A 14,557-nucleotide genomic window follows, 5' to 3' on the forward strand; every position below is an offset into this window, starting at 1 on the left:
TGTTGATTATGGTAAAGTACTTTGTAACTTTCACCTTTAGATACGTCAAAGCAAAAATAAAGGACATGGGACTTCTCCTATATTATTTGATTGAACGTTCTCCACTCATTCATTCCGTTTCGTCTTTTCTTTACACGGACTCAAAGTCCCAACATACTTAAAACAGATTCTAGAATGACAGTGAGGGGGCTCTTTTTTGATTCGGACTCGAGGTCCATGAGAGTATGTTCGAGCTTCCTTTCACTCTCACTATACTCGTCTAAGAGAAATAGTTGGTAAGATATTCCGTCGAAATATCTTACCAACTAATCTTAGTATGTTTTTAGTAGTTATAGTGTCATCACATGGTATCTGAACAAAATTGTGTAAAACTTTCTTTGTCAATATTACCTCAACAGATTTATTTGGTTAAAGTATAAGTGATTTTATTAATAGTGATATTTTTAATGGTTGTTGGCCATCCGTTGCTATTCCATTTCTCGGTATTTGCTTGTTTTTCGATTTGTTCTGCACCTTTTTTATAAAACTTTGTTTGATTTTTATTGTACCAAGGATCATTATGAGGATTTGGACTTAATTGGTATCTATGTTTACCCGGATTAATTTCATATCCTCTGTTTTTTCCACCAAAGGATGCCTCCATCCATTTATATTCTTTGCCTTCTACTCTTATCGTACCAGCAATCTTGTATGGTTCAGTAAACATCGCTTCATTCTGACTAATTTGACTTTGAGCTTCAATAGTTTGATTCGTCCAATATACACAAGCACTTAAACAACCGAATAAACCTAGTAAAACAAATAAAAATTTCTTCATGATACTCACTCCTTACTTTTTAGGCCCACTTTAAAATTACTAATGTTATGTGATTTAAATGTGAAGATTTGCTTGCTTTTTATTTAGAATACGCTTACATTTTCGTCACATTAAAGATTATGTATCGATGTAGTAGTTTCACAGTCAAATCTTTCGAAAACAAGTAAAAAAACGAAAATTTGAAAATAAATTTTCGTTTTTTTACTTGTTTCTGTTAGTTTTCGACTTTTCTCAAAACTGTGCGTAATTATGATATCAATTAGATTTCAATGCCAGTAACCCAGTATGAAGTAACGATACCGTTAGCAGTTGAACCAATCGCCAACCAAGTATAACCTTCACTGATTGACTGTCTTACAAAGGCATGGCCATTCTTTTGTACGAGTATTTTGTCATATTCGAACGTTTCCCCCAGATCCACGCGGCGTAGGATTGGCAGACTAGTTGGATTGGTTACATTGTCACTTGAAGGTCCTCGTAAGTTGATCCCTCCTGAAATAGCGACAGTCACTTCACCTTTTCGTTCAATCCATTCATTATCAGATGATGCTTCTGCTACTAATGAACCTGAAACCCAGCCGTTATCATCAACTTCATACCAGTGTCTGATACCATTCACTAACTCCCCGTTGATCGTCACTCGTGCAGAATGGAAGACTTGACTTCTAGTTAATTGACGTAAAATTGCTGATCGTGTGTTTGGCTCTTGGCGTACATTTAAAACATCTGCTGCTACGACCATTTCTTTATTCCAATCATGCATGATATAGTCTGGTTCTGGAACGTTGCCATCACCACCATTAAGGATATCTCTGACAGCATCCATATTGGTCCCTGGACAAATATTTGACGCATGTCCACTGAACTCATTATGTCCTAAGACATTTTCAACGGATAAACCAAATCGTTCCATTGCGACTTTCGCACGCTGATTGAAGGCTTCTTCTTGGGCTTCCGTAAATGAACCATTCCCTACTAAGCAGATGTGATAGGTTGGTGTATTGTGTCCACCAACACCATTAGTTACATCCTCATCAAAGTAGCACCATTGCACAGTTCCATCACGCAAGATAATCTCATGATAGCCGCCAGTTCCCCAGCCTAGTTCGCCATTCCAATATTGTTGAAAGATAAAAACATCTCCTGTTTCAGTTGCTGAATGGTGGCGTGCAATGTTTTTGACCACTGAAACATCTCGTTTCGCATTTGTTGGCCCTAAAATCCGTGAATCTCCTCGTAAATCCTCAATTTTGATTGTCATAATAATCTTCCTTCCTCTGATTTTATTATTTTACAAAATCATTTTCTCATTAAATTTTGATATTTTATTTATTGTTGTATTGTTTTTGTTTGATTATAATATGAACAATGAAACAAACTTTATTATCGTTTAGGAATGGTCAAAGTATATTCTGGAAAAGAAATATCAACTGTTTGTCCACTGATCACATTTCCATTTGGTTCATTTGTCCGTCTTAACATAGGAAATACTTTTTTTCCTGCATGTTTTTGAATGTCAAGTGTGCCGTCCAAACCGAACCGTAGACCAGTTGGTAAGCCGTAAGCAACATTTACATCGTTTCGTATAATGCCAGCTGACCGGCAACGACCAACTTCTACAGATGGATTATCGACATCTATCCAAAAAACATAGCCTAGATCTAAAAAGGCTGCTCCATTTTGGGGTATTAACCATCCTGCTATCCGAAACGTACCTAAAGATAGCTCATTGAATATTTCTAATTTTCCTCGATAGTTTCCGACTGCCTTGGGTGGACTAGCTAAAATGATTTCATCATGTGTCAAGTCCTCAGCAGCACTTAAGCGATCACGAATCATCATCATGTTAATACCTGGACAGATAGTTGAAGAGTGTCCAATGAACTCATTGTGCCCCATAACATCCTTCACTGATAGGTCAAAACGTTGCATCGCCGCTTTTGCTCGCGTGTCAAATGCTTTTTCTTGTTCTTTAGTGAACGAGCCAGTTCCCACAAGACAAATATGGTAGGTTGGTGTGTTATGTCCCCCCACACCATTCGTTATATCTTCATCAAAGTAACACCATTGTACTGTGCCATCTCTTAGGATAATCTCATGATAGCCGCCAGTTCCCCACCCCAATGTGTTCTTCCAATAGTTTTGAAACGCCCAAACATCTCCTGTGGTTGTTGCCGAATGATGACGCGCAATTTTAGTTATTTCTGATGCCTTTCTTTTGGTATTGGTCGGTCCTAAAATACGTTCATCTCCTCGTAGATCCTCCAGTTTTATCTTCCTCACCTCCTTTACTGGTAAAAGAAACTTGGACGATCAATTGCTTTTATTAGACTCCTGTAACTTCATTACCTGATCTCCTAGATCAAATAATCCGCCTGCGGCCAAACCAGCAATCGCTCCTGCCCATAAATAAAGAATGAGATCCTGTGGAACGAATGAGAAGGAATACAGCCCACTAAGCAAAATTCCAGTAATCACGTTGCTGATAGGCAAAAGTTTACTGCGTCCTATTAGTCCTTTCATCAGTTCTGTCACACCGACGACCAGTGGCGTGATAATACTTGAAATCGTTAAGATTTCGGTCAACTTACTTCACCTCCTTTCCAATTTGTTTGAAAATAGATTTGATTTGTTCTTCAATAATTGATAGACGATTGCCATACTCGATTTGGCTTTTTTCTACTCGAACAATAGTATTTTCTAATTTCCCCAATGTATGATCGAGCTTTGTAAACATTGCATAGAATTTTGCTACGCCTACAATCAACGTTCCACCAAGTGTTATGACAGCCATCCATTCACCAATTGATACTTCCACCATTCTCTACCTCCGTTATATTTGACGTTTTCATTTCTGTGACACTTTTTTTTCTTTCATCATTTGATTCTTCTTTCGTTTCATATAGTGACTTAAGTTGATTGCTCTATTTTCATTATTCCGCTATATGTGCTATGTTTATCTTGAAAATGTAGATACACCTATCTATCACCTGTTATTACATAGAAAAGCAAATACTCGTTATTTTCTGCCATTTCCTAAGCTTACATTCATACTAGCATCAAAGAAGAGAGGGGAACCGCCAATCATCTGCCAAAAAAACGCCAAATTATTTATACGCAATCAGTTTTCCACTCTTATATGCTTCAGCAAATTCAATCAATGCTTCTGCTTTTTTTCTCTGAATCGTTCTTTCGGAATAACCAATTTCAAGACTAATCTTATAATTCGAAAAACTTTCAGGAACAAAGTAAGAATAATAAAGGATCATTCGATTCGTTAGACTCAAAACCATCAAAGCATTTATGATTGCATTCCTTTCTGCTTCAATCGCTATCATTTGCATAGATGCCCTTTCTGAAGATTGATCAGAAAGAGTTGCTTTTAAGCTATTGATTCTACGAGGAGATTCAATGTCGACTGTGACACGTCCTACCATCCTATCAAGTTTACGAAAATTTTTTAAGACTTCTCTCACATTGCATCTTGTTTGTTTCACATCTATTCTTTTGGGGTACATCACAAAAATTCACTCCTTTAAAAAATCATCTTTTAGATTTACTGATATAAAGTATTTGGCTTCTACTAGTCAAACCGCAAACTAAATTGCACAGAGTTTTCATTTTATTTCTTTTCCAACCCATATAAAAATAGTCATTTCCTAAGGTATGAATTATTTTTTTGTCATTATACTCAAACAAATGATTGTTCGAATTACCCAATCATTAAATCTTCATAACCAATATCATTGGATACACAATATATTTCTATTTCTTTTCGTGTGTATTTAGTATGATTGACCTGTTTAACCGGCTTTTTTGAGATTACGTAATCCATACCACATATTTACTCCTCTTTTCCAAAGTAGTTTTTCCTTCAATTACCTCATTAATGCTTCTATTCCTTCAGAATCTGGTTGGATAAACCGAAGATTTGTACGTCCGAGTTTTTTCTTCTTTTTTTTTCAAGACCGACAGTCCAACGACATTCTTACTCACTCCTTAATAAAAATTAAATGTGTCTGCTTATGTTAGTACCTATTACAAGGACGCTAAAACGTTGAAAGACCATCGTTTGGTTTGAAAAATTTTATTCGTCACATAAATTAATAGGTCATATGCTGTTCATCAATTTTAAGTGGTTATCTTGATGTTTATCACCTGAATCACTAAAGATTATTTTGGTTTAATCCACGCGAAATATAACTTAAAGTTGATTTGTTACCAAAAAATATATAGTCATCGGAAATACCATAAATTTCCGAAAATTTCTTTGCTAAAGAAATCGGTACATCAGTGGCATCATCCTCGTACTCAGCAAGCTGTTCCTTAGTAAGATTTAGACCATAACTATTTTGCAGAATGTCAATTACTTCAGTCTGATCCAAATCTGAATTTACTCTTGCTGCTTTCAAAGATATTTGCAACATATAAAACACCTCCTATTATATATTTTAATATAACTTAAAGTTATAGTAAATATTTTTATATAACTATGTATAACTTAATGTTGATTTAGACCAGTTTCTGGTATATTATTGGAGTAAGAATTCGGAGGATTATTATGGATAAAAATATTATTGGACAGAAGATTAGTGAACTAAGGCATAAACAACAAATGACGCAAGAAGAATTAGCAATAAAAGTCGGCGTTAGCAAGCAAACTATTTCTAATTGGGAAACTGGATTAAAAACACCCCGTATGGGTGCTATTCAAAAAATTGCTGAGTTATTTCATGTGACAAAAGGTTATATTATTGAAGGTGAGGAAGAAAATTCTCGTCGTCTAATCTCTATTTTTGAAAAACTAGATAGCGAAAGACAAAAGTCAGTCATCTCTTTTGCAGGAAAAAAATTAGAAGAACAACAGTTAGAAACAAAGCTTGATAACGAAGAACTTCTCAAAGAAATTGATGAATTCGTAGAGGAATATGGATTCGAGGCCTTTGAAAATTTACATAAAGTAATTACCAGTAAAAGGCAAAAAGAACAAAATAAGAATATCAGCTAAACCCCTATCCCCCTTTTTTAAACGAACGGTTACAATTTTAGAATAATAATAATATAATTGTTATATAACCGTATATATAGGGGGTGTTTTTTTCCTGATTGCCTAAAAAAAATGATTTTTCAAAAGAAATAGTTGATTTTGAAAAAAGACTTCATCATAAAAAGGCAGGAGTAGAAAAAGAAAAAGCTTTGGTTAAAGGGATAATTGGTGGCTATACGCCTAATGAAATTAAAGAAATCCGTGAATTAATGAAAAAACTAAAAAAAGCAGACCATTATTTGTTTTTATGAACTTTAGCATTTTTTCTGGTAAAAGATTTAGAACGAGTATCTCATTCAAACTAAATGATTACATTTTAACAGACAGTCCTTCCATTCATTAGTAAAAGTATTTTTAATTTAATCCCTAGTAGTTCGCAAACAGTTTTTTAATGATAAAAATAGAGTTTAATTTCGACAGTAGCGATAAAGAATAAGAAATAAGGAGTAACAGGATGAATTTATTAGATCATCTAGGGATTGAAACGTGTATTGTTTCACCTAAAGAAGTCCAATTGACTTTAGCAATTGACGAAAAGCATCATCAACCTTATGGCTATTTGCATGGAGGAATCAATGCTGTATTGATCGAAACGGCTTGTAGCATTGGGGCTAACGAATATTTACAAGCCCCCCACTTTGCTGTAGGGATCGATCTGCAAGTCCAACATTTAAATAAAGCCTCTACAGGTACCTTGAAAGTGGTCGCACATCCTGAGAAAGTCGGGAAAACTATTCACTTTTGGCAGGCAACGGTTTATTTAGATAATGATTTGAAAATCGCCACTGGCCAATGCACTTTGCTGGTCAATTAACTCTTATAAGGAAAATTAAAAAAAGATTGAACCAGCTCTAAAAATCTCATTCTTTGTTCCATTTCATATTTGTTTTTATATAATGGTATGCACCATTTCGACCTATTATAACTTTTAACTATTCTTTATAAATTTAGGTTTATCTAACTTTCTTTTTCAACTTTGTTAACTTTTATACAAAATTAATGTATAATGAGAATAGTTGGAAATAAATGTATAGTAGGAAGTGGATAAATGAAACACGGTAGAAATATAATTTGGACATACATTAAAATAGTGTTTGCTTTAACTATTTTAGCTATCAGTATCAACATGTTTTTAGGTCCGCATCATATTGCAGCTGGTGGCGTAAGTGGACTTGGTATTTTACTTGAGTCAGCTTTAGGTTTGAACCGAGCAACAGTTATACTGGTTTTGAATATCATCATGTTGATCTTGGCCTTGATTTTTTTAGGCAAGAAACCTTTCTTTAAAGTATTATTTGGTAGTTTAGTCTTCCCAGCGATCATTGAGATTGTCCCAGAGTATATGATCACGCCTGATCGTCTCTTATCAGTCATTTTCGGTAGTGCGATCTTTGCTTTAGGTGTAGCTATCTTATACAAAAATAATTCATCTAGTGGCGGTACCACGATCCCTCCCCTTATCTTCAAAAAATACTTCAATTTAAGTACTTCCATTGGACTTTTATTGACCGATGCTGTCGTTGTTTCGTTAACCTTATTTGTTTTTGGATTTGATGAATTTCTCTATGCGATTCTGTCGATCGTAATTACATCCATCGTGATGAATTACATTGAAACAGGAACAAATCGTCAAAAATCGATCATGGTGCTAAGCGAGAATCATCTTTTAGAAATCCACACACGTTTAAGTCAGGAGATTGGACGAGGGTTCACGATCCTAGAAGCTAGAGGCGGTTATAGTAATCTATCAAAAGAAGTGTTATTGATGGTCGTAACTGACCAAGAATTTTCTAAAGTCAAACCGATAATTGAAGAAATCGATCCGAATGCTTTTGTCATCGTCAATAGTGTAGCAGAAGTCATGGGTAGTGGATTTACGTACCATCCGATCGAATGATGTCCCAATTAAAATGAACAGACCTATTCCTATAAAAAAGTCTACTCTTGGTTTTTATTCATAAATCAGGAGTAGACTTTTTTTCAAAACAAGTTAGTTGCTCTACCTAAATAAATTGTGTACAATTTAATTGTATCAAATATAAAAAGAGGAGTGATTTTTAATGAAAAAAATGTATTCAACAAAAATGATCAATACTGGCGGACGTTCTGGTGAAGTACACAGTCCAGATCACTCATTCGAGCTTAACATTGCAGCTCCAGGTAAACGTGTAGAAGATGCAACAAATCCGGAACAATTGTTTGCCGCTGGCTTTAGTGCATGTTTCAATAGCGCACTAGACTTGATCAAAACACAAAAAAATATTGACGGTGCATCAACAATCAGCGCTCAAGTGTCTCTATATGCAGAAAGTGAAATGAGTTTTGTGTTAGGCGTTGAGATCGAAGGTTCAGTTGAAGGTTTATCACTCGAAGAAACACAAGAATTACTAGAAGCTGCACATAAAGTTTGTCCTTATTCAAAAGCAACAGCTGGCAATATTGAAGTCACTTTGACAGCCGTAGAGAACTAGATTTTTTTAGGAAAAACAAGTATGCTATAAAGTAGCACATTAGGAGGTGGTCTATTTGGAGGAGTTATTACTAAAAAATCAATTATGCTTTCCTTTATATGCCACCTCTAAAGAAATTACTCGTTACTATACGCCCTTGTTGAAGCCACTGGATCTTACTTATACGCAGTATCTTGTTTTACTTGTTTTATGGGAGAGAAAACAAATCACCATGAAGGAATTAGGCCAGATCTTGTGTTTAGATTCAGGAACTTTGACTCCTGTAATAAAGAAATTAACTGGTAAGCAGTATATCACTCGTAAAAGAGATGATACAGATGAACGAGTATCTATCCTCTCTCTAACTGAACAAGGATTTTTATTGCAAGACCAAGCAAAAGACATTCCAGAAAAAATCCTTGATTTTTTACCTTTAGATGAAGAAGAATTATCTATGTTGCTTCATTTGACGAAAAAAATGCTTAAAAATTTTAATAAAGAACAAGACGCTCGGTAATTCAATTACCGAGTTTTTTTCGCTTAATTTTACAACGTATAAGAAACGGAAATCATTTTATTAGTAATTTTCCCTTAATCGTCTTAATATATAATTAAAAAAAGGAGGTTATTATAATGTGTACATCTATTACTTACACAACTAACGATCATTATTTTGGACGTAATTTGGATTTAGAGATTTCTTATAATGAACAGGTGACGATCACTCCAAGAAATTATCCTTTTGTTTATCGGAAAGCCCCAAAACAAGAGTCTCACTATGCGATCATCGGTATGGCAGCAGTTGTAGATAACTACCCTCTCTATTATGATGCAACAAATGAAAAAGGTTTGAGTATGGCTGGTTTGAATTTCCCTGGAAATGCCCATTTTTTTGACGAAGATGCCGAAAAGACCAATATCACACCTTTTGAATTTATTCCTTGGATATTGAGTCAATGTAAAAATGTGGAAGAAGCTCGTACGTTATTAGCGGATATCAATTTAGTCAACATCAATTTCAGTGAAGAACTACCGTTATCTCCTCTTCATTGGATATTAGCCGATCAAGAAACATCGATTGTTATTGAATCAGTTGCCGAAGGATTAAAAATTTATGATAATCCAATCGGTGTACTAACAAATAATCCAACCTTCGACTATCAATTATTTAATTTGAACAACTATCGGTCAGTCTCACCGACTACCCTTAAAAACCATTTCTCCGATGAACTTGATTTATCGGTCTATTCTCGCGGGATGGGCGGATTAGGTTTACCTGGAGATTTATCATCTGCTTCGCGTTTTGTCAAAGTTGCCTTTACAAAATTAAATTCTGTCAAAGCAACGACAGAACAGGAAAGCGTTAGTCAATTCTTCCATATCCTAAAATCGGTCGAACAACAAAAAGGCCTATGTGATGTTGGGAATGGTAAATTTGAGTATACGATCTATTCTTCTTGTTGCAATGTGGATAAAGGAATCTATTACTACACTACCTACACAAATAGCCAAATCAATGCAGTCGATATGACGAAAGAAGATTTAGAAAGTACAGAATTACTCACCTATCCATTGATTGAAGAAGAACAAATCCACTATGTTAACTGATTATTAACCATATTCTACGCAAACACGCCTTGAAACAGAATGTTTCAAGGCGTGTTTTATCTATTACAATTATTAGTTGATTTTTCTAAAAGTAACCATGCTCATTCCTGTGATCAGTAGACCAAACATCCATGTAAAGAAGCGATTATGCTCGCCCGTTTTAGGTAATTGATTCGTTACTTCATCTGTTGATGTTGCAGAGTGTTTATCATTAGCTACTTGATTTGAAGAGTGAGCTATTTTTGTCATTGGTAGAATTTCATTCGCATTTTCAGACAATTTTTTATTTAGCAGTACATCTGTCGTACCAATAGATGGAATTGATTGTTTTCGAATTTGAAACAATGGTTTTACTTGTTCAGGTATTGTGATCGTTGGTTTGCTGCCTTCAGGGTGGATTTGTGGTTTAATCACTTCTTCACCACCATGTCCACCATTTCCATCTTCCTCGTTATCTCCTTCATAGTTTCCATTGTTCCCCTCTGGTTTATCCGGTTTTGCATCTGGATTCTCATCTGGATTATCTGGTGTTACATCGGGATTTCCATCCGGATTATCTGGCGTCACATCTGGGTTCTCGTCCGGATTATCCGGTGTCTCATCGGGATTTTCATCTGGGTTATCTGGTGTCACATCTGGGTTCTCATCTGGGTTATCCGGTGTCACATCAGGGTTCTCGTCCGGATTATCCGGTGTCTCATCGGGATTTCCATCCGGATTATCTGGCGTCACATCTGGGTTCTCGTCCGGATTATCCGGTGTCTCATCGGGATTTTCATCTGGGTTATCTGGTCTCACATCTGGGTTCTCATCTGGGTTATCCGGTGTCACATCTGGGTTCTCGTCCGGATTATCCGGTGTCTCATCGGGATTTTCATCTGGATTATCCGGTGTCTCATCTGGGTTCTCGTCCGGATTATCCGGTGTCTCATCGGGATTTTCATCTGGATTATCCGGTGTCTCATCGGGATTTTCATCTGGATTATCTGGTGTCACATCGGGATTTTCATTTGGATTATCCGGTGTCTCGTCTGGGTTCTCGTCCGGATTATCTGGTGTCACATCAGGGTTCTCATCTGGATTATCCGGTGTCACGTCGGGATTTTCGTCTGGATTATCTGGTGTCACATCAGGGTTCTCATCTGGATTATCCGGTGTTACGTCTGGATTTTCATCTGGATTATCCGGTTTAGGATTAGGATCTGGATTAGGATCTGGATTAGGATCTGGATTAGGATCTGGCTCAGTCACGCCCCCTGTTCCTCCAGCTTTTTGTTCAACGGTTTGACGTTGACTATATGGTGTCAAATGATGACTGTCCTCAGGTTGACCATCTGCTACTTTTACGGTAAATAAAGCAGGTCTACTGATTGGTTGTGTCAGTGTAATATTAAACGTAAAAGTTGCTAGTTTGTTGTGGAATACAAGTGAAGCTGGATCGTGTTCGATCTTCAAGGCTGGATCAACGTTTTCAAATCGGACAACAGACTGTAAAATCGGTTGGATATCCCCTGAATAAGTCACCAGTGTCTTCACCGTGATCGTCTCTCCTAGTTTAAGTCTCATAATACCAGAGTTTGCTGAAACATGTTCTTCTAAAAATTTGATTTGATTCACATTTGCCCAGACGGAATGAGAAGCTAGTTGAGCAACATCATTGCTAGGTTGTTCATCTGTCTGTGCAGCTTCGACTGGTACAGAAACACTACTCAGTAAAACTGAAGCAAAGAGAAGACTTAAATATTTCATGAGAATTCCTCCTATTTAATATCATTATCATGTTAAACATAAGATAATATAGATTGATACGGAAGATTTACTGTTTTTTTGTTGAAAATAAAGAAATTTTCAGTAAAATTTTCAACCGGAGGAATTTCAATGCAAACACAAGAAGCAATCAAAAAGTTTTTATTAAAGAAGAAAAATGTAACAAAGCTTGAGATTTTTCTTTTTTTAACAGAGCATCAGTTCTTTATCACCACGCACTATCTAGCGGACCATTTTAAGATGTCTGATTCAAATTTTCTTTTATATCTTCATGAAATCGAACAGGACTTCCATGCTTTGGGCATAAATAATCTTGAAGTAGTGAAAAACAAAAAGTTTGTCAAAATTTCTTTGAACGATGCTGACCTTGCGAAGTGTTATTATGAATTATTTGGTAAATATTGTTTTGAATCAACTAATTTTCAAATCATCGCTGCCTTACTTCGACAAAAAGTCAACTCAATGGTCACGATCAGCCAAATGACAAATTACAGCCCTTCATATCTCTATTCTAAAATGAAAGCAATCAACCAATTTTTAGCTTTATATGGAATCTCCTTTAAGTTTTCAATTAAAGGAAAAAAAATAATCACTGGTAGTGAAGTTCAAATCCAATATTGTTTTCTAGATGTTTATTGGACGATTTTTGCTAATACATCCCTTCCCTATCACAAGGAAGAGCCAAAAAAAATCAATTACACACTCCATGTCTTCTTCAAGAAAGAGTTATTGGATGGGATGAATGGTGGCGTCTTGGATAAGTTGTATCTTCTCTTAAAACTTTGCCAGGACAATTTTCCTATGACTTCTTTAGAAAATGTTCAAAAAGAATTAAGTCAGTTTAAGTATATTGATCTTTTGATTGAACCTGATGTGGATATTTTAAATCCTGATTTACCGATTTGTCGGGAACAACGAATCATACTCAATTTATTAGCACGCCTAACGATTTCTCAATTGGATAGTGAAGAGCAAAGTTTGACGCACTATCAAAGACTGTTAGCGATCGATTTTCCTTATTTGATTTATTCCAAGAAATTAGTTGAAGCATTCAGTCAGCGTTTCGCTTTAGAGCTACCTGAAAAACAAAAAAAGTTATATGCACTGTCCTTTACGATCAATAAACTTCACAATACCTTTTTGGATAGCGAACAGCCAAATACGCCTTTACCGACTTTCTTACTTTATAAAGATCAGAAAAACTATGAACACTTAAAAACAGTCGTAGCTGAATTTTATGAGAATTTCCGGCAAGAAAATTGGCATTACTTACCAGATTTTCTAGAAAAAGAAAATATTTCATGGGTAATCGAAGAATTACTCCATTTCTACGACCGTTTCAAAAAGCAACCACCGATCATCATCGGTGTGAATCATACGAAAGACTTTTATATCAGTAAAGATTTAATTGTTAAAATCGAACAAATTTTTTCAAAAGAGGCAATCGTCATCCAACGTTACTATATGGAACAATGCGATATCGTCATTAGTGATTGCCCGCTAAACCAGCTACCTGAGAGTATCAAAAAGATTTATTTGTTAAACGGCATCGTTCGTCCAGATGATTGGAAAAAGATGATTGCTCAGTTAGCTACCTTTATTTTTGAGATCAAACAAGAACGTGACTACGCTGATTTTGATTGATCTTCACAGATACAATTAGTATCATGTAGCATTCTTACTATCTATCCCCTTGTTCACTGAACTTTCATGAGACTTGACACTATAGCTATTCTTTTTGAACAGTTCATTATATAATAATGGAAAAAGGAGCTTCTTTATGACTGAACATCGAATTTTTACTATGCCTTTTTCTTCTGTCTATCCTCTTTATCTAAAAAAAGCAGAACGAAAAAATCGTACAAAAGAGGAAGTTAACCAAATCATTTATTGGTTGACCGGCTATGAACAAACTAAATTAGAAGAACAGATCAAACTGGAAAAGGACTTCAAAACCTTCTTTGCTGAGGCACCGAGATTGAATCCTGACCGAAAATTGATCACTGGCGTCATTTGTGGTGTTAGAGTAGAAAATATTGAAGAGCCATTGATGCAAGAAATTCGTTATTTGGATAAGTTGATCGATGAGTTAGCCAAAGGAAAGAAAATGGAAAAAATCCTTAGAAAATAATGGAATTACTAGTTATTAGTTGGTTTATACATCAATAACCGTTAAAATAAAAAAAAGGAGGTTATAATAATGTATGAACTTATTCGAAGTAATTTTCAAAGACATGCTATTTTACGAGCAGCTATTTATATCATTGCTGGTATCGCCATAGTCATCAACCCAACTGCCGTATTTAATTTTGTCGGCTATCTTATCACAGCTTATTTTGTTTTATTAGGACTGATCAATTTATTTGAAGCCTATAAAAACAAGCAAAAAACAGGTGTTTGGGGATTTGGACTTTTCAGTGCAATTGCTTTTCTGATTTTCGGACTGATCGTGTTCTTATTTGCTTCAGCAATCGTTTCGATCTTGCCAATTCTTTTAGGCTTGATGATTTTAGCAAATGGCGCATTTCAATTGTTCATCAGTTTGAATACAAAATCAAAAGGATGGTCATTATACAGCGTGATTTTGCTGATTGGCGGATTGATTTTACTATTTAATCCATTCCAAAGCTTAATGGTGCTTTTCCAAATCTTTGGCGGTATCTTGATCTTTATGGGGATTTCTGAAATCATCAACTACTTTAAAGTAAGAAATATGTATGTTAATTGATTAGTTATTTAAATTCGAGGTTGGGCTTAATTGCCTGGCCTTTTTTGTTGTACGTTTTCATAAATCCACACAATGGACGATACTACATAAATAACGTTATTTATGTTATCCTGTTTAGGAGGTCATTTGACACGAATAAA

The 14,557-nt window shown here is 35.4% G+C and carries 18 protein-coding genes; 10 read left to right on the forward strand and 8 right to left on the reverse strand.

Annotated elements, in window-relative coordinates:
* Positions 1–400: 400 nt before the first annotated feature.
* The 7 genes from I2F89_RS00785 to I2F89_RS00815 all read right to left on the reverse strand — a co-directional run bounded on the left by I2F89_RS00785 (position 401) and on the right by I2F89_RS00815 (position 5,244).
* Positions 401–817 carry a hypothetical protein gene (locus I2F89_RS00785; protein ID WP_074799037.1) on the reverse strand — a complete coding sequence of 139 codons (417 nt, stop codon included), beginning with the start codon at positions 815–817 and terminating at the stop codon, positions 401–403.
* 259 nt (positions 818–1,076) lie between these two features.
* A complete protein-coding gene (locus tag I2F89_RS00790; protein ID WP_195513239.1) occupies positions 1,077–2,078 on the reverse strand; it encodes an N-acetylmuramoyl-L-alanine amidase in 1,002 nt (333 codons plus the stop codon).
* A gap of 122 nt (positions 2,079–2,200) precedes the next feature.
* Positions 2,201–3,100: an N-acetylmuramoyl-L-alanine amidase gene (locus I2F89_RS00795; protein ID WP_254905414.1), complete on the reverse strand. Its 900-nt coding sequence runs from the start codon at positions 3,098–3,100 to the stop codon at positions 2,201–2,203.
* A 30-nt stretch (positions 3,101–3,130) separates the two neighbouring features.
* Positions 3,131–3,403, reverse strand: coding sequence for a holin (locus I2F89_RS00800; RefSeq protein WP_074799041.1), 273 nt, complete (start codon positions 3,401–3,403; stop codon positions 3,131–3,133).
* A gap of 1 nt (position 3,404) precedes the next feature.
* Positions 3,405–3,638, reverse strand: a complete 234-nt coding sequence (locus tag I2F89_RS00805) for a hypothetical protein (protein WP_086334693.1) — start codon at positions 3,636–3,638, stop codon at positions 3,405–3,407.
* Between the two features lie 286 nt (positions 3,639–3,924).
* Positions 3,925–4,338, reverse strand: a complete 414-nt coding sequence (locus tag I2F89_RS00810) for an ArpU family phage packaging/lysis transcriptional regulator (protein WP_161641760.1) — start codon at positions 4,336–4,338, stop codon at positions 3,925–3,927.
* Between the two features lie 645 nt (positions 4,339–4,983).
* Entirely contained in the window at positions 4,984–5,244 is a 261-nt protein-coding gene (locus I2F89_RS00815; protein WP_074799047.1) for a helix-turn-helix domain-containing protein, read from the reverse strand.
* 134 nt (positions 5,245–5,378) lie between these two features.
* Here I2F89_RS00815 and I2F89_RS00820 point away from each other — a divergent pair, with 134 nt between their 5' ends.
* From I2F89_RS00820 to bsh, 7 genes are all read left to right on the forward strand, one after another.
* A complete protein-coding gene (locus I2F89_RS00820; RefSeq protein ID WP_115357651.1) occupies positions 5,379–5,825 on the forward strand; it encodes a helix-turn-helix domain-containing protein in 447 nt (148 codons plus the stop codon).
* A gap of 98 nt (positions 5,826–5,923) precedes the next feature.
* Complete coding sequence (locus tag I2F89_RS00825) at positions 5,924–6,115, forward strand: hypothetical protein (protein WP_034688689.1); 192 nt, start codon at positions 5,924–5,926, stop codon at positions 6,113–6,115.
* A 203-nt stretch (positions 6,116–6,318) separates the two neighbouring features.
* Complete coding sequence (locus tag I2F89_RS00830) at positions 6,319–6,678, forward strand: PaaI family thioesterase (protein ID WP_074799051.1); 360 nt, start codon at positions 6,319–6,321, stop codon at positions 6,676–6,678.
* 234 nt (positions 6,679–6,912) lie between these two features.
* On the forward strand, positions 6,913–7,761 hold the full coding sequence (locus I2F89_RS00835) for a YitT family protein (RefSeq protein ID WP_071867088.1): 849 nt from the start codon (positions 6,913–6,915) through the stop codon (positions 7,759–7,761).
* Between the two features lie 163 nt (positions 7,762–7,924).
* Positions 7,925–8,335, forward strand: coding sequence for an organic hydroperoxide resistance protein (locus I2F89_RS00840; protein WP_074799053.1), 411 nt, complete (start codon positions 7,925–7,927; stop codon positions 8,333–8,335).
* A 55-nt stretch (positions 8,336–8,390) separates the two neighbouring features.
* On the forward strand, positions 8,391–8,831 hold the full coding sequence (locus I2F89_RS00845; RefSeq protein WP_161641758.1) for a MarR family winged helix-turn-helix transcriptional regulator: 441 nt from the start codon (positions 8,391–8,393) through the stop codon (positions 8,829–8,831).
* 116 nt (positions 8,832–8,947) lie between these two features.
* Positions 8,948–9,922 carry a choloylglycine hydrolase gene (bsh, locus tag I2F89_RS00850; protein ID WP_086334697.1) on the forward strand — a complete coding sequence of 325 codons (975 nt, stop codon included), beginning with the start codon at positions 8,948–8,950 and terminating at the stop codon, positions 9,920–9,922.
* Between the two features lie 72 nt (positions 9,923–9,994).
* Here the strand turns inward: bsh and I2F89_RS15600 are convergent, their stop codons facing one another.
* Positions 9,995–11,671, reverse strand: a complete 1,677-nt coding sequence (locus I2F89_RS15600; RefSeq protein WP_195513315.1) for an LPXTG cell wall anchor domain-containing protein — start codon at positions 11,669–11,671, stop codon at positions 9,995–9,997.
* Positions 11,672–11,800: 129 nt separating this feature from the next.
* Here I2F89_RS15600 and I2F89_RS00860 point away from each other — a divergent pair, with 129 nt between their 5' ends.
* The 3 genes from I2F89_RS00860 to I2F89_RS00870 all read left to right on the forward strand — a co-directional run bounded on the left by I2F89_RS00860 (position 11,801) and on the right by I2F89_RS00870 (position 14,417).
* Positions 11,801–13,333 (forward strand): helix-turn-helix domain-containing protein, encoded by a 1,533-nt coding sequence (locus tag I2F89_RS00860; RefSeq protein ID WP_195513240.1) that lies wholly within the window; start codon positions 11,801–11,803, stop codon positions 13,331–13,333.
* A gap of 136 nt (positions 13,334–13,469) precedes the next feature.
* Complete coding sequence (locus I2F89_RS00865; RefSeq protein WP_071867413.1) at positions 13,470–13,820, forward strand: DUF2200 domain-containing protein; 351 nt, start codon at positions 13,470–13,472, stop codon at positions 13,818–13,820.
* A gap of 69 nt (positions 13,821–13,889) precedes the next feature.
* Entirely contained in the window at positions 13,890–14,417 is a 528-nt protein-coding gene (locus I2F89_RS00870; RefSeq protein ID WP_074799062.1) for a DUF308 domain-containing protein, read from the forward strand.
* The last annotated feature ends 140 nt before the right edge of the window (positions 14,418–14,557 follow it).

Origin of the sequence: Enterococcus sp. 1001283B150225_161107_E12 (assembly GCF_015556925.1) — a bacterium.
In the GTDB taxonomy this organism is placed as follows: Bacteria; Bacillota; Bacilli; order Lactobacillales; family Enterococcaceae; genus Enterococcus_B; species Enterococcus_B mundtii.

Bases quoted from the DNA above. Each gene is read 5' to 3' on its own strand.
- I2F89_RS00865 (WP_071867413.1), top strand. From the start codon at position 13,470: ATGACTGAACATCGAATTTTTACTATGCCTTTTTCTTCTGTCTATCCT.
- I2F89_RS00870 (WP_074799062.1), top strand. From the start codon at position 13,890: ATGTATGAACTTATTCGAAGTAATTTTCAAAGACATGCTATTTTACGA.
- I2F89_RS00785 (WP_074799037.1), bottom strand. From the start codon at position 817: ATGAAGAAATTTTTATTTGTTTTACTAGGTTTATTCGGTTGTTTAAGT.
- I2F89_RS00830 (WP_074799051.1), top strand. From the start codon at position 6,319: ATGAATTTATTAGATCATCTAGGGATTGAAACGTGTATTGTTTCACCT.
- I2F89_RS15600 (WP_195513315.1), bottom strand. From the start codon at position 11,671: ATGAAATATTTAAGTCTTCTCTTTGCTTCAGTTTTACTGAGTAGTGTT.
- I2F89_RS00835 (WP_071867088.1), top strand. From the start codon at position 6,913: ATGAAACACGGTAGAAATATAATTTGGACATACATTAAAATAGTGTTT.
- bsh (WP_086334697.1), top strand. From the start codon at position 8,948: ATGTGTACATCTATTACTTACACAACTAACGATCATTATTTTGGACGT.
- I2F89_RS00860 (WP_195513240.1), top strand. From the start codon at position 11,801: ATGCAAACACAAGAAGCAATCAAAAAGTTTTTATTAAAGAAGAAAAAT.
- I2F89_RS00840 (WP_074799053.1), top strand. From the start codon at position 7,925: ATGAAAAAAATGTATTCAACAAAAATGATCAATACTGGCGGACGTTCT.
- I2F89_RS00790 (WP_195513239.1), bottom strand. From the start codon at position 2,078: ATGACAATCAAAATTGAGGATTTACGAGGAGATTCACGGATTTTAGGG.
- I2F89_RS00805 (WP_086334693.1), bottom strand. From the start codon at position 3,638: ATGGTGGAAGTATCAATTGGTGAATGGATGGCTGTCATAACACTTGGT.
- I2F89_RS00820 (WP_115357651.1), top strand. From the start codon at position 5,379: ATGGATAAAAATATTATTGGACAGAAGATTAGTGAACTAAGGCATAAA.
- I2F89_RS00815 (WP_074799047.1), bottom strand. From the start codon at position 5,244: ATGTTGCAAATATCTTTGAAAGCAGCAAGAGTAAATTCAGATTTGGAT.